This is a genomic window from Psychrosphaera haliotis (genome assembly GCF_039523615.1).
GTDB classification, from domain to species: Bacteria; Pseudomonadota; Gammaproteobacteria; order Enterobacterales; family Alteromonadaceae; genus Psychrosphaera; species Psychrosphaera haliotis.
In genome coordinates this window covers 461,236-475,323 of the sequence record NZ_BAAAFQ010000001.1, presented here as the reverse complement: position 1 = coordinate 475,323, position 14,088 = coordinate 461,236, and the positions used below count along the sequence as shown (strand labels likewise).

12 protein-coding genes and 4 tRNA genes are annotated in these 14,088 nt (G+C 39.7%); 12 read left to right on the top strand and 4 right to left on the bottom strand.

All coding sequences use genetic code 11. The features are described from left to right. Nucleotides 1–54: 54 nt before the first annotated feature. Nucleotides 55–516 (bottom strand): ribonuclease HI, encoded by a 462-nt coding sequence (gene rnhA / locus ABD009_RS02070; protein ID WP_155695081.1) that lies wholly within the window; start codon nucleotides 514–516, stop codon nucleotides 55–57. A gap of 82 nt (nucleotides 517–598) precedes the next feature. On the opposite strand from rnhA, the gene dnaQ reads away from it, so the two are divergent. The 12 genes from dnaQ to ABD009_RS02010 all read left to right on the top strand — a co-directional run bounded on the left by dnaQ (nucleotide 599) and on the right by ABD009_RS02010 (nucleotide 11,392). Beyond that, on the top strand, nucleotides 599–1,309 hold the full coding sequence (dnaQ, locus tag ABD009_RS02065; RefSeq protein WP_155695079.1) for a DNA polymerase III subunit epsilon: 711 nt from the start codon (nucleotides 599–601) through the stop codon (nucleotides 1,307–1,309). Continuing rightward, nucleotides 1,288–2,787, top strand: coding sequence for a TIGR03503 family protein (locus tag ABD009_RS02060; protein ID WP_343822354.1), 1,500 nt, complete (start codon nucleotides 1,288–1,290; stop codon nucleotides 2,785–2,787). Before dnaQ ends, ABD009_RS02060 begins: the two co-directional genes overlap by 22 nt. Before the next feature lie 109 nt (nucleotides 2,788–2,896). Next, nucleotides 2,897–2,973 (top strand) — tRNA-Asp (locus tag ABD009_RS02055). A gap of 37 nt (nucleotides 2,974–3,010) precedes the next feature. Beyond that, nucleotides 3,011–3,087 (top strand) — tRNA-Asp (locus tag ABD009_RS02050). Between the two features lie 25 nt (nucleotides 3,088–3,112). Next, nucleotides 3,113–3,189 (top strand) — tRNA-Asp (locus tag ABD009_RS02045). A 21-nt stretch (nucleotides 3,190–3,210) separates the two neighbouring features. Further along, nucleotides 3,211–3,287 (top strand) — tRNA-Asp (locus ABD009_RS02040). Between the two features lie 306 nt (nucleotides 3,288–3,593). Further along, complete coding sequence (locus ABD009_RS02035) at nucleotides 3,594–4,973, top strand: amidohydrolase (RefSeq protein ID WP_155695073.1); 1,380 nt, start codon at nucleotides 3,594–3,596, stop codon at nucleotides 4,971–4,973. A gap of 10 nt (nucleotides 4,974–4,983) precedes the next feature. Then, nucleotides 4,984–6,225, top strand: coding sequence for an amidohydrolase family protein (locus tag ABD009_RS02030; protein WP_343822353.1), 1,242 nt, complete (start codon nucleotides 4,984–4,986; stop codon nucleotides 6,223–6,225). A 175-nt stretch (nucleotides 6,226–6,400) separates the two neighbouring features. Further along, nucleotides 6,401–8,956 carry an efflux RND transporter permease subunit gene (locus ABD009_RS02025; RefSeq protein WP_343822352.1) on the top strand — a complete coding sequence of 852 codons (2,556 nt, stop codon included), beginning with the start codon at nucleotides 6,401–6,403 and terminating at the stop codon, nucleotides 8,954–8,956. Further along, entirely contained in the window at nucleotides 8,949–9,764 is an 816-nt protein-coding gene (locus ABD009_RS02020) for an outer membrane lipoprotein-sorting protein (protein ID WP_343822351.1), read from the top strand. Before ABD009_RS02025 ends, ABD009_RS02020 begins: the two co-directional genes overlap by 8 nt. Nucleotides 9,765–9,779: 15 nt before the next feature. Beyond that, entirely contained in the window at nucleotides 9,780–11,153 is a 1,374-nt protein-coding gene (locus ABD009_RS02015) for a hypothetical protein (RefSeq protein ID WP_343822350.1), read from the top strand. A 26-nt stretch (nucleotides 11,154–11,179) separates the two neighbouring features. Then, nucleotides 11,180–11,392 (top strand): YgaP family membrane protein, encoded by a 213-nt coding sequence (locus ABD009_RS02010; protein ID WP_343822349.1) that lies wholly within the window; start codon nucleotides 11,180–11,182, stop codon nucleotides 11,390–11,392. 71 nt (nucleotides 11,393–11,463) lie between these two features. On the opposite strand, the gene hisA is transcribed toward ABD009_RS02010, so the two are convergent. From hisA to hisB, 3 genes are all read right to left on the bottom strand, one after another. Continuing rightward, on the bottom strand, nucleotides 11,464–12,222 hold the full coding sequence (gene hisA / locus ABD009_RS02005) for a 1-(5-phosphoribosyl)-5-[(5-phosphoribosylamino)methylideneamino]imidazole-4-carboxamide isomerase (protein ID WP_343822348.1): 759 nt from the start codon (nucleotides 12,220–12,222) through the stop codon (nucleotides 11,464–11,466). Between the two features lie 138 nt (nucleotides 12,223–12,360). Beyond that, on the bottom strand, nucleotides 12,361–13,002 hold the full coding sequence (hisH, locus tag ABD009_RS02000; RefSeq protein ID WP_343822347.1) for an imidazole glycerol phosphate synthase subunit HisH: 642 nt from the start codon (nucleotides 13,000–13,002) through the stop codon (nucleotides 12,361–12,363). Next, the gene (gene hisB, locus ABD009_RS01995; protein WP_343822346.1) at nucleotides 13,002–14,084 is read right to left on the bottom strand and encodes a bifunctional histidinol-phosphatase/imidazoleglycerol-phosphate dehydratase HisB; all 1,083 of its coding nucleotides are present in this window, start codon (nucleotides 14,082–14,084) and stop codon (nucleotides 13,002–13,004) included. Before hisB ends, hisH begins: the two co-directional genes overlap by 1 nt. Between the last annotated feature and the right edge of the window lie 4 nt (nucleotides 14,085–14,088).

Here is a 14,088-nt window from a genome sequence, read left to right as displayed (position 1 = left end):
AATAAAAGCAGGTGTTTGGCCTGCTTTTATAATGTATGTACAAGGGGGCAAAGACTAGCCAGGAAACCCGCTGTCTTCTAATAAGTCTTTTGATTCTGCTGCGGCTCTTGCTAAATCATCGACAATTTCATTTTCAGTATGACCACTATGACCTTTAACCCAATGCCATTCAATAGTGTGTTTAGCAACTGCGATGTCTAATGCTTTCCACAAGTCTACATTTTTTACAGGTTGCTTGGCTGCAGTTTTCCAGCCATTTTTCTTCCAGTTTTTAATCCACTTGGTAATACCGTCTTTGACGTAATTTGAGTCTGTGGTCACATCTATCTTGCAGGATTCGCTAATGGCTTCAAGACCTTTTATAACGGCTAAAAGCTCCATCCGATTATTGGTGGTCTTTTTATAACCTTGATGTAATTCTTTTTTATGGCCGTTATAAATAAGTAGTGCGCCATATCCGCCTGGTCCTGGATTTCCTAAACAGGAACCGTCTGTGAAAAGTTGTACGGATTTCATAAACTCATTGATCCTAATGGGTGATTTTATTTTCAATTACAGAGTATACTCTAACTATCAAAATCATTGAATACAGTAAATTATGGCCAAACGACAAATTATTTTAGATACAGAAACCACTGGTATTGACCCAAGAGCAGGGCACCGCATTATTGAAATTGGTTGTATCGAAATGGTAAACAGGCGTCTTACCGGTAATAACTTCCATGTTTATATTGACCCACAACGCATGATAGAAGATGAAGCGATTGGGGTGCACGGTATTACAAATGAATTCTTACGCGGCAAACCTTTATTTAGGGATATTGCCGATGAGTTTTTTGACTATATTAGGGGCGGTGAGCTTGTTATTCATAATGCACCGTTTGATATCGGTCACATGGATAATGAATTTGGCATTTTATGGCAGGATTGGACACAAACTGCAGAGTTTTGCGCAGTGGTCGATACATTAGTGATGGCAAGAGACAAACATCCCGGTCAAAAGAACAGTTTGGATGCGTTATGCCGACGTTACGAGATAGATAACTCTCATCGTATGCTGCATGGCGCGTTACTCGATTCAGAAATTTTGGCTGATGTTTACCTGCGAATGACAGGTGGTCAAGTTGATATGGACTTAGCGCATCAATTAAAGGCGCAACAGTTGAATCAAGACGGCTCAAATAAAACTCAAATGCGTCATTTGAAAATAGTTGCAGCGAGTAATAACGAGCTATCTGAGCATGAGGCTCGTTTAGACATAATAGAAAAAGAGGGTGGAGTACCACTGTGGCGAACATCTCAGCATTAAAAAAGAGAATTATTAATAAGGTAGATGCCTTAGTCTTAAAAAGAGTATTTGTTTTTTTAACATTAATGCTCATGTTACCAGTTGCTAATTCATTTGCCATGCCTGGCGCTGTATTACCTAAAGTCCTTGACCCAACAAAAGCACAAGCACAGCCAACGCTAGAAATGCTTAAGAACTTTAAGGGCACTAACCAGATCAAACTTCTTAATAATCGTTTTAGAATAGATTATGAAGTAGATGAGCTACTGCTCCTGTTGTTTAGAAAACGAGGTTCAACGCCCGTTGTACTGGTTAAGCCTGATGGTTCTAAAATTTATGTTACTGCTGCTGAGACAGGGGAAGTAGATTGGCATGCAGATGTTAGTTATGACCTAATTCGATTAAAAAACCCCATGCCTGGTCCTTGGCAAGCCTTAGGTCGAATCGAAGACTCCAGTAAAATACTGGTGTTGTCAGATGTTCAACTCGTTGTTGAGCCTTTACCTTCATCGGTATTTCAGACAGAGCGAATAAAAGCAAAAGCAAAAGTTACTAATGCTCGGGAGCTTATTAGAGACCCAGCCATAAGAGACGTAGTAAGGTTGCGTGCTTATTTATACTCAACTAATGATGCTGAATTAGAAAACTTTGGAGCAGGTATCTACACACTTGGTGAGTTTTTTGATGATGGCCGACTTTTGGATGAGCGGCCTCGAGACGGTGAATTTACCGTTCAGTTCGACTTTAATAGTGAAGTGGGTAAGTGGACACCTAAGTATAGAGTTCAGGCTGAGTTATTTACTAGAGAGGTGGTTCAAGCTGAAATTATGGTCCTGCCAGCACCAATTAGCTTTACGGTTAAAACCGCAGTTGGCGATGAAAAGTATCATTATGTAACGATTGAAGTTGACGATACGCATTTAGACAATGAACAACTTGTTTTCCAAGGCGTCATTACATTTCCAAATGGAGACACTGAAACTTTTCATTTAAACAATGATCAAGACAGAACGCTCAGTTTATTTCAGGCAGATTACGGGCAATTCCAAGTTGAAACCGAAGTGTTTGGTAAGGACAAGGAAGGAAGAGAGTTTGTGCTTTCACCTCCTGCTTATATATTTACAACGGACATTCCAGACCCAGCTGCGACAATGACTGAAAATGAGAGTGGTGATGAAGCAACAACGGATACTTTGGACCAGGAATTAAGTGAAAATTTAGAGGCATCCGCTGATAAAGTAGAAGAAGTAAAAGAAGAGCCTGTACCTGTTGCACTAATTATTACTTTGAATTTAGTGATTTTAACGGTGGGTTTTTTAGTTATTTGGTTATTTGTTCTAAAAAGAAGCATACCGAACCCACTTAAATTAATAAAATTCAAAAAGAAATCTAAATCAGACAAAAACACGGATCCTGAAAATAAAGAAAAGTCGGCTGAAAAAGCACCAAAACAAGAAGGTTCTGATGATATTTTAGACCTTTCTTTGCCAGATGATTAGAAACTAAGCAAACAATTCATTTATTTATAAAAAGGTGTTGACGGTTGCCCAATCAAACTTTAATATTCGCGCCGTTGTTTAGCAAAGCTGACAACAAGTGATAAGCAACGGAGCGGTAGTTCAGTTGGTTAGAATACCGGCCTGTCACGCCGGGGGTCGCGAGTTCGAGTCTCGTCCGTTCCGCCAACATCACTTGTGCAATGCTAAATATGTAAACTAAGCTGGAGCGGTAGTTCAGTTGGTTAGAATACCGGCCTGTCACGCCGGGGGTCGCGAGTTCGAGTCTCGTCCGTTCCGCCACTTAGTTTGCAGCATGTTATAGATTGGAGCGGTAGTTCAGTTGGTTAGAATACCGGCCTGTCACGCCGGGGGTCGCGAGTTCGAGTCTCGTCCGTTCCGCCATCTATAATGTCAAAAAAGGTTGGAGCGGTAGTTCAGTTGGTTAGAATACCGGCCTGTCACGCCGGGGGTCGCGAGTTCGAGTCTCGTCCGTTCCGCCACTTTTTTTGCTTTGAGATAAACCCCACTATCTAAAAACAGAGCAAAACGTTATTCCCCATAAAATATTCTCAATTTAAAATCGTTACCAATACCAATACCAATGCCAATACCAATACTGTTTGTTCGCGGCTTTATTTTAAATATTGTTTAGCAATAACTCTAAACAGATGGCTCACAAACACTTTGCTTCTTAATAAACCTTCGATCTATCGTATTTTTGTTGTTTCGTGTCATCAATCTGATAATTATGCTATATCTATGCAAATCATCAGATTTTTGAATAAAAACAATAAAAGGAACCTGCCATGCGTAAACTCGCATTTAGTACGACCTTGATTGCTTCTTCTATTATTGCCGGCTGTACAGGCATTGAAGCTCAAGATCCGAAAGTTGAAATAAATCCAAATCCATATCCAAGTACATACGAACCAATGACACAAATGACGACCTTAATAAAGGGTGCAACGGTGTTAACGGGCACAGGTGAACGACTTGATAATGCCGACGTCCTATTGGTGAATGGTAAGGTTTCTGCAGTTGGTGCAGATTTAGAGCACGGCAGTGCGACAGTAATTGACGGTAAAGGCAAATGGGTAACTCCAGGCATTATAGATGTGCATTCGCACTTAGGCGTTTACCCTTCACCAAGCGTTGAGTCTCACAGCGATGGTAATGAAGCAACGGCTCCAGTTACGGCTGAAGTATGGTCAGAACACTCAGTTTGGCCTCAAGATCCTGGTTTTGAAGCAGCTCGTGCCGGTGGTATTACTACTTTGCAGTTATTACCGGGTTCGGCCAATCTTATTGGTGGTAGAGGCGTTACACTTAAAAACGTGCCATCGCATACTATGCAAGGTATGAAATTCCCTGACGCGCCATATGGTTTAAAAATGGCGTGTGGTGAAAACCCTAAACGTGTTTATGGCAGTAAAAACATTTCGCCTTCAACCAGAATGGGTAACATGGCTGGTTACAGACAAGCTTGGGCTGATGCTGCTGAATATAAAAGAGCATGGGAAAAATACGACCGCGACTATGAAGCGGGTAAAAACCCTGAGGCGCCATCACGTAACCTAACGTTAGATACGCTAAAAGGCGTACTAGACGGTGATATTAGAATCCACAATCACTGCTATAAAGCTGAAGAAATGGCTATGATGATAGACCTTGGAAAAGAGTTTAATTATCACGCTGGTACGTTCCACCACGCAATTGAAGCCTATAAAATTGGTGATTTATTAGCTGAGAATGGTAACTGTGCTGCAATGTGGCCAGACTGGTGGGGTTTCAAAATGGAAGCCTATGACATGATTTTAGAGAACGTGGCAGTCGTTGACTCGTTTAAGAACTCATGTGCTGTTGTACATTCAGATTCAGGCACAACAATTCAACGCTTAAACCAAGAAGCCGCGAAATCAATGTACAGAGCGAATGAAAACGGCTTTGAAATCACTGAAGCGGATGCTATCAAATGGATTACCTATAACGCCGCTAAGTCGCTAGGTATCGAGAATAAAACCGGTTCACTAGAAAAAGGTAAGGCTGGTGATGTTGTCATTTGGAACCAAAGTCCATTTAGTTCTTATGCAATCGCAGAACAGGTTTTTGTAGATGGTGCGAAAGTGTTTGATGCGAATGATGATACTTACAAAGCAAAAAGTGACTTTTTACTAGGTCAGCAATAAGGAGAAAAACATGAAAATTTTAAAACTCTCATTGGTTTTCGCTGCCCTAGCTACTAGCTTTGCTAGTTTGGCTGATACCGTAGCGATCACAAATACAACAGTTTATACCGGCACTGAACAGGGCGTTCTAACGGGCGCTAGCGTAGTTATCGAAGATGGAAAAATTGTTTCGATTAACCCAGCAGAATTAAACGTAGATTCTACTGTAGATGGTCAAGGTCGTATTTTAACGGCGGGCTTTATTTCATCTTTGAATCAATTAGGCCTAGTTGAAGTAGATGCAGTATCTGCGTCACGTGATATGGGCGCTAAAAAGGGTGGGATTACATTTGAACCTTCAATTGCCTTTAACCCAAACAGTGCCGTAATTCCTTTTACTCGTAAAGGCGGTATTACTCATAGCTTAGTTGCGCCTCGTGGTAGCGAAGGCATTTGGGCAGGTCAAATATTTGCTGCTGATTTGTCTGGTGAATATGACAGTGTTGTTGCGTCAAATGTCGCTACCTTGGCTTACTTTGGTTCAGAGCGTCGTGGTTCACGAGCATCTAGCTTAGTTAGCTTAGAAGAAGAGCTGCAAGCTCACATAGACAAAGCTGAAAAAGCGAAAAAATCAGACAAAAAAGAAGAGGGCGATAAAAAAGAGCCAAGTAAAGAAGAGAAAATATTGTCTTCTTTGCTAGACGGGTCAAAACCTCTTATTGCTGATGTTGAACGAGCAACTGACATTCTCCATTTGTTAAAACTTAAAGAGAAGTTTGGTTTAAACCTTGTTTTATCTGGAGCTAAGGACGCAGTGCGCGTTAAAGAGCAAATTGCTGAAGCGGGTGTTCCTGTGATCATGGAGAGCTTATCAAACCTACCTGGTAGCTTTGACTCTTTAAATGCATCACTAGAAAATGCGGCTATTTTAGAGCAAGCAGGTGTTAAGCTTATTCTTACTCAACCTGACACCCACATAAGTTACAACCTTAGAACAGATGCTGGTGTTGCGATAGCGAACGGCTTAAGTCGTGATGGCGCACTAAAAGCGGTAACTAAAAATGTAGCGGAAGTGTTTGGTATTCCTGGTGGCGTAGTAGCCGAAGGACAACCAGCAAACTTAGTACTTTGGAGTGGTGACCCGTTTGAAATCAGTTCAAGAGTTGAAAACATTTGGATTGACGGTGAACAAGTGACGACAGAGTCTCGCCAAGATAAGTTACGTGATCGTTATACTTCTAAAGAAAACAAACCTCGTGGTTATATAAAATAGACCATAGGTAAATTTGAGAAGTGCGCAGGGTCAGTATTTACTGGCCCTTTTTTTATACCTAAAAGGAATATGCAAGTAACTGTTTGGTTATATTAATTCTAGTCAGGCTATTATATATTAGAAATTACTAATATATAATGTCGGCATATATAGTTAATTAACTAAGAAGACTTACATGAATAGGCTAATAAATTCATCAATACAACTGAGCCTTGATCACGCTAAAAAGATATATGCGGTAATGATCATTATGGTAATAGTTGCCTTGGCTTTTATGCCATCAATTCAAATTGATACTGATCCAGAAAACATGTTGCCGGCTGATAATGCGGCGCGCGTTTTTCATAACCAAACAAAATCCGACTTTTTAATGCACGACTCTATTGTTGTTGGTGCAGTCCAAACTGAACAGTTTGGTGTGTTTACACCTACAGTACTTAAAGAAATTGAGCAGTTAACTAATCATATTTTAAGTATTGAGGGTGTTATTGAAAAAGACGTTATGTCGGTTTCTGTAGTGGATAATGTAACTCAGGAGCAAACGGAATTTGGTTCAAACGCAATTCGATTTGAATGGTTGATGAAGCAAGCGCCTGAGAACCAAAAGAATGCAAGTGCTGTTTTAGAAAAGATTAAAAAGCTACCACTATTAAACAATACCCTAGCCTCTGAAAATGGTAATGCAGTGGCGATATATGTCCCACTTGAAGATAAAAACAAAAGCTATTTAATCGCCCAAGAAATTCAAACATCGATTGATTCATTTTCTTCATCAGCCGATTGGCATATTACCGGTTTGCCTGTTGCTGAAGACCGCTTTGGTTATGAGATGTTTGTCCAAATGGGTATATCTGCACCGCTAGCTGGTTTAGCTATCTTTATTCTATTATTTATTCTTTTTAAAAATATAAAGTTTATTTCTGCAGCCATGATTGTGGCAATGACAACCGTAATCGTAATTATGGGTTTGTTGATTGGCTTAGGCTATACGGTTCATATCATGTCTTCTATGATTGCGATTTTTTTAATGCCAATAGCCGTGGTTGATTCGGTTCATATAATGTCAGAATTTGCAGACCGTTATAAAGAAGGGCAAGACAAAAAAGCCGTCATCAAGACCGTGGTTGGTGAATTGTTTACACCCATGTTATTTACTTCAGTGACATCTACGATTGGCTTCTTATCACTTATGCTAACACCAATCCCACCAGTGCAAATATTTGGTGCGTTTATCGGATTTGGTATTATTTTAGCGTTTGTGACCACCATATTATTCGTACCGGCATACATTAGTCGCCTTAGCGATAAGTCATTAAAACAGTTGCAAGTTTCTCATCAACAAAGTTTAGAGCAAAAAAGTGGTCTAGCTGCGTTTGTTAATGTTATTGGCAACATTGCGAAAAAACGCCAAGCCTTACATATAGTCATTTTCGGCCTGATTTTTATTTGGTCTGCTATTGGTGTAACTAAAATTCAAATTAATGACAATCCTGTACGTTGGTTCAAAGAAGACCACCCAATTCGAGTGGCAGACAAAGAATTAAACCAACAGTTTGCTGGGACTTATGATGCTTACTTTGTTTTGCAAGACGAGTCGGTACTGCCTTCTGTTAAAACCTTGTTGGAAGGTAGTGAAATTCCTGCGAGTTTAATTGAGTGGCATACGAGCCAACTGCAAGTCTCTTTATCGAACGATAAAACTGTAGCAAACCAATTAAATACACTGGTTTATGAAATTGAAGATGTGTTATTTGAAGTGTCTGATAAACCAGCCATTACTTGGTTGGAGTCTAAACTTAAATCAATTGAAATTGTCCAGCAAAAATCAAAGCGATTCACATCACCTGAAGTATTAACTTACATAGAGAATTTACAAAACTATTTGGCAACAACTGGTTTAGTGGGTAAGTCGAACTCATTGACGGATATTGTAAAAGTAGTGAACCGAGAGTTACGAAGTGGTGAATTTGTCGATTACCAATTGCCAGACTCTGCAAATGGTGTTGCTCAAACCTTAATTCAGTACCAATCGTCACATCGACCGGGAGACTTATGGCACTTTGTAACACCAGACTATAGAAAAAGTTTGGTTTGGTTACAGTTAACCAGCGGCGACAACCAGCATATGTCCTCGGTTATAGAATCCGTTGAACAATATATTAAAAAAAATCCATTACCAGAAAACATTTCTACAGGATGGGCCGGTAAAGCCTATCTGAATGTAGCTTGGCAGGAGCAAATGGTAACTGGCATGTTAGACAGTCTTATGAGTGCCTTTGTTATCGTATTTATTATGATGGTTCTGCTATTTAGGTCTTTTGTCTATGGTTTGTTAGCCATGTTACCGCTGACGATCACGATTACCTTTATTTATGGTCTTATTGGTTGGATTGGTAAAGATTACGATATGCCTATTGCCGTGCTGTCTGCACTGACCCTTGGGTTATCTGTGGACTTTGCAATTCACTTTTTGGAACGCGCTAGAAGCGCACTAAAAGAAACGGATTCAATTAAACAAACAATGAATATTATGTTTGGCGAGCCAGCTAATGCGATAACAAAAAATGCGTCTGTAGTAGCTCTTGGTTTTACGCCATTGTTATTTGCACCTTTAGTTCCTTACGTAACCGTTGGGGTGTTTTTAGCGAGTATTATGGCAATTTCAGCGTTAGTTACATTAATTTTATTACCGGCAGTACTGACTATTATAAAGCGAGGTAAACATGACTAATTTATTAAAAAGTATTACAACACCTGTTGCGCTAGTAGCAGCAATCTTAGCAAGCGGCTCAGTGCAATCGGCAACTGAAGTAACGGCTGAACAGATAATTTCTAAAGCAGAGTTAGCGGCATACTACGCTGGTAAAGATGGCAAAACACAAGCTCGAATGATGATCATTGATGAACAAGAGCGCAGACAAGTAAGACAATTTACTATCTTACGCAAAGACGTTGAGGACGGTGGCGATCAGAAAATGCTAGTGTTTTTCTCTCGTCCGGCAGACGTTAGCGGCATGGTGTTTCGTGTTGAAAAACATAACGATGTATCAACAGATGATGACCGTTGGTTATATTTACCAGGTTTAGATTTGGTGAAAAGAATTTCAGCAGGCGATAAACGAACCTCATTTGTGGGCTCTCACTTTTTTTATGAAGATGTTTCAGGGCGTTCTACCAAAGTTGATAGTTTTGAGCTCTTGGAGCAAACCGAACAAAGATACACTTTAAAAGCAACGCCTAAAGTAGCAAACGACGTTGAGTTTTCTTATTACAAAATACAAATTGATAAAAGCTCATACCTACCAATGGTGATCGAGTTTTATGATGCCTCTAATACTTTATACCGAAAGGTTGAAACCTTAGAAACTGAAAATATTTCGGGTTATGTCACTGTGACTAAATCAAAAATATCTGACGTGAAAACAGGTGGTTATACGTTAATGGAGTTTCGTAATATTAGTTACGACATTGGTTTGCCAGACAGCATATTCACTGAACGTAGTTTAAGAACTCCGCCTATTGAATGGTTACGCAGATAGGGTTAGAAAAATCATATGAAAGTTAACAGCTTATTTTCCAACTTGTTATCTAAGAAAACTATTTTGGCTTTGCTTAAAAGTATAAGTTGCGTTGGTATTCTATTTACTGCCAGTGCATTTGCTTCAACTAATACCGATTGGCCTGATGACATTTGGGGTGACGATAAAGCGAGTGATGATAGCTGGGGCGATGATCCATGGGCAGAAAAAGCGAAAACTAGCTGGAGTAATTTAGCGACTTTTGTTGAGGTTGCCTTAGGTAAAAGATTGAGTGATGACCCAGCTTTAAAGACAAGTAGTACTTTAAATGATATTCGAATTCAGGCTCAGGGTGACTATAAACTTAATGCTTCAACCATTAAATTGAGAGGCCAAGTTTTTTACGATGGCGTTCAATCAAAATGGCGTGGTCAAATTAGAGAATTAAATTGGCAGGGTAAAGTAAGTGATCGTTGGGATATAAAAGCCGGTCAGCAAATTTTAACTTGGGGAACAGGAGATTACTTGTTTCTCAATGATATGTTCGCAAAGGACTGGCAGAGCTTTTTTGCAGGTCGAGACGATGAGTACCTAAAGGCGCCGCAACTCGCAGTAAAAGCTTCAGGTTATTATGACTTTGCAAATGTAGACTTGGTAATCACGCCAAAATTTGTATCAGATCAATATATTAATGGAGATGTGTTTTCGTTTTATAACCCAATAGCAGGGCAGCTAAATGGTGGAATAAATATAGCCCCTGGTTTTGATGTGAGCGATAAAAACACACCAAAGGGTGCAGAGTACGCTTTAAGGGTTAAAAAGCAATATGACGCTATAGAGTTCGCTTTATATGGTTATAAAGGCTTTGATAAGTCTCCAAATAGCTTAACTTCTGATTTTCAGCCAACCTTTACAAAGCTCAATGTCATTGGGGCCAGCATGATGACCCCATTATTTTCGGGCTTGTTTAACCTTGAAGTTGCCCAACATAACTCTGCAGATAGCGAGGGTCGTAATCCTTTGATACCAAATCGTGAATCAAAGTTGTTAATTGGTTACCAGCAAGAGTTAGTGACTAATCTTACGGGTTCGATTCAATTTCAATTAGAGCGTCAAAATGAATTTGATCCTGCGTTATCTTATTCTCCCACAGATAAGCAAGCCAGAACGTTATGGACAGCCCAGCTTTATTATCGATTGATGCAAGATACATTGAGTTTGCAATGGTTTACCTTTTATTCACCTTCAGAGAATGATGGTTACAGTAGAGTCAAAGTGTCTTATCAACCAATAGAGAATTGGCAACTGACTGGGGGAGTAAATTATTTCTGGGGTAAACAGAAAACAACGTTTTTTGGTCAGTTTGAAGATGCATCAAACGCATATCTAACTATACGAAAATATTTTTAATTTGATTTAATGAGTGAGGAAATATCATGTCTTTAGAAAGAGCGGTGGCAGCTTTTGCCGGTTTTATGGTTTTACTATCTGTAGTTCTGACTATTTATGTGCACCCTAATTTTGTGTGGTTTACTGTGTTTGTCGGGGCCAATTTATTCCAGCAAAGCTTTACCGGCTTTTGCCCAGCTGCAATGGTTATGCAGAAGCTAGGCATAAAAACGGAAAAGCAATTAGCGACAGAGAAATAAACTTTCTGAGCTGCAAGTATAATTACTTAAAGCTCAGAAATGACAATTCGACTAACTTTTAATTTATTAAATTATTTAACAAGTTGCATCGCTTCAGCTAGTTCAAATTTGCCTTCTAGCAATGAACGACCAAGAATAACTCCGCTTGGGCTGTTATTTGCTAAACCAGAGCCTTTGATGTTCGCTAGAGCTATTTTGATGTCTTCTAAACTACTAATGCCGCCAGAAGCTTGCCAACTAATTTCAGGATATTGCTCAGCTAGAGCACTATAAAGCTCTTGGTTTGGACCTTGAAGTGTTCCATCTTTGCTAATGTCTGTGCAAAGTACGTGCTTAAGTCCAACGTTTAGAAACTTATCTACCACTGACTCTAACGTTGTGCCTGAACTTTCTTGCCAACCGTGCGTAGCAATATACTTGTTGCCGTTTTCGTCAATGTTAACGTCCAGTGCCAGTACAATTTTTTCTGCACCGTACTTTTCAAACCATGATAGCACTAGGTCAGAGTCATTAACGGCCAATGAGCCAATAACCACACGACTAACACCAATATCGAACAGGTCAATTATATCTTGCTCTGTTCTAATGCCACCGCCAGCTTGAAACTTCATTACATCTAAATCAACCATGCTTTTAATTAACGACAACTGGCGTTTTGAAGTGTCCTTTGCTCCCGTAAGATCAACAATATGCAGCCATTCTGCTTTTGCAGCGCCATATTGTTTTACTAATTCAACTGGATCAATTTTATATTCTGTTTTTTGCCCGTAGTCGCCTTGGTATAAACGGACAACAGATCCTTCTATTAAGTCTATTGCTGGGATAATCATGTAAATCCTAATATTTTTATTATCTTTTTTAACTAATAACTAATAACTAATAACTAATAACTAATAACTAATAACTAATAACTAATAACTAATAACTAATAACTAATAGCTACATTGAGCCTTCAAAAGCAACTTTTGTTATAGCTCGATAAAGTTCCTAAGTAATTGCTCGCCGGCTTTACCACTTCTCTCAGGGTGGAATTGCACCCCAAAAAAGTTGTTATGATAAATGGCAGCAGAAAAATCTAAGTGATAGTTACATTTAGCTAATGTATTGACTGATATTGGCGCACAAAAGCTATGTACAAAATAGAAAAATGCACCTTGTTCTATGTTTTTAAACAAAGGGTGAGGGGAATCCAGTGTCACTTCATTCCAACCCATATGCGGCAGTACTAAGTCTCCCGCTTCCATTCGTTCAATTACGGTGGGGATCAAACCTAAACACTCAACGGTATCTGTTTTTGACGTAACCAAGTGCGAACCCGGTTTTTCGTTTGAGCTTTTGGCCATAAGCTGCATGCCCAAACAAATACCAAGTACAGGCTGAGTTAGGGACTGAATAACGCTAGTTAATTGCTTTTGCTCGATACTTTTCATAGCCGCAAATGCTGAGCCGACACCAGGTAACAACACCTTGTCAGCCGATTTGATAACTGCAGGGTTATCTGACACGGTAACTTCAACGCCAAGACGTTCAAAAGCACATTGCACAGAGTAAATATTGGCGCACCCGGTATTAACAATAACCAAGTTTATTGGCTTAGAGTCACCCGACATTACAACGCTCCTTTTGTTGATGGAAGTACATCACCTTCAACTTTAATTGCGGCGCGTAAAGCTCTGCCAAATACTTTAAACAAGCTCTCTACTTGGTGGTGGGCGTTTCCTTTTGTAGTAGACAGGTGCAAGGTGAGTCCCATTGCCTGACTTAACGAGAAAAAGAAGTGCTCAACCATTTGTGTGGACATATCACCTACACGGTTATCAGTAAATTCAGAGTTAAAAACTAAATAAGGTCGACCAGAAATGTCTAGCGTTGCTTCTGCTTTACATTCGTCCATAGGCAGTACAAAGCCAAAACGACCAATGCCACGTTTGTCACCTAATGCTTCTTTTAGAGCTTGTCCTAGCGCAAGAGCGGTATCTTCAACAGAGTGGTGGTCATCAATGTGTAAATCACCATCGGTTGTTAGGTCTAAGTAAAAACCACCATGCGATGCTATCTGATCAAGCATATGGTCAAAAAATCCGATACCCGTTTGAATATTTGATTTCTCAGTACTATCTAAATCTACAAATACATTGATGTTTGTTTCAGACGTGGTGCGCGTCACTTTTGCCTGGCGGTTTTGCTCTTTTTGTTGTGCTAATAACTTTTCAATTGCTAACCAATCCATTTTTTCTGGCGAATATTGAATGCCAACAATACCCATATTTTCAGCGAGTTGAATATCCGTAATGCGGTCACCAATCACATAAGAATCAGTGAAGTCGACTTTACCTTCTTGAAGGTAATCTTTTACCAGGCCTAACTTTGGTTTTCTGCAGCTACAATCTTCATGGTCAAAGTGAGGACATATTAAAACATCGTCAAAAGTAACACCTTGAGATTCAAAAAACGCCATCATTTGATTGTGTGGTGCATCAAAGTCAGCTTGAGGAAATGCGTCTGTACCAAGTCCGTCTTGGTTAGATACCATAACTAGACGATAACCTTTTTGCTGTAAACGAGTTAATACCGGCACAACTAGCGGCTCAAATACGAGTTTGTCTAAACGGTCTAATTGTTTGTCTACAGGCGGCTCTTGAACAAGAGTGCCGTCGCGATCAATAAATAGTATAGGTTGTTGCTTGCTCATTGTG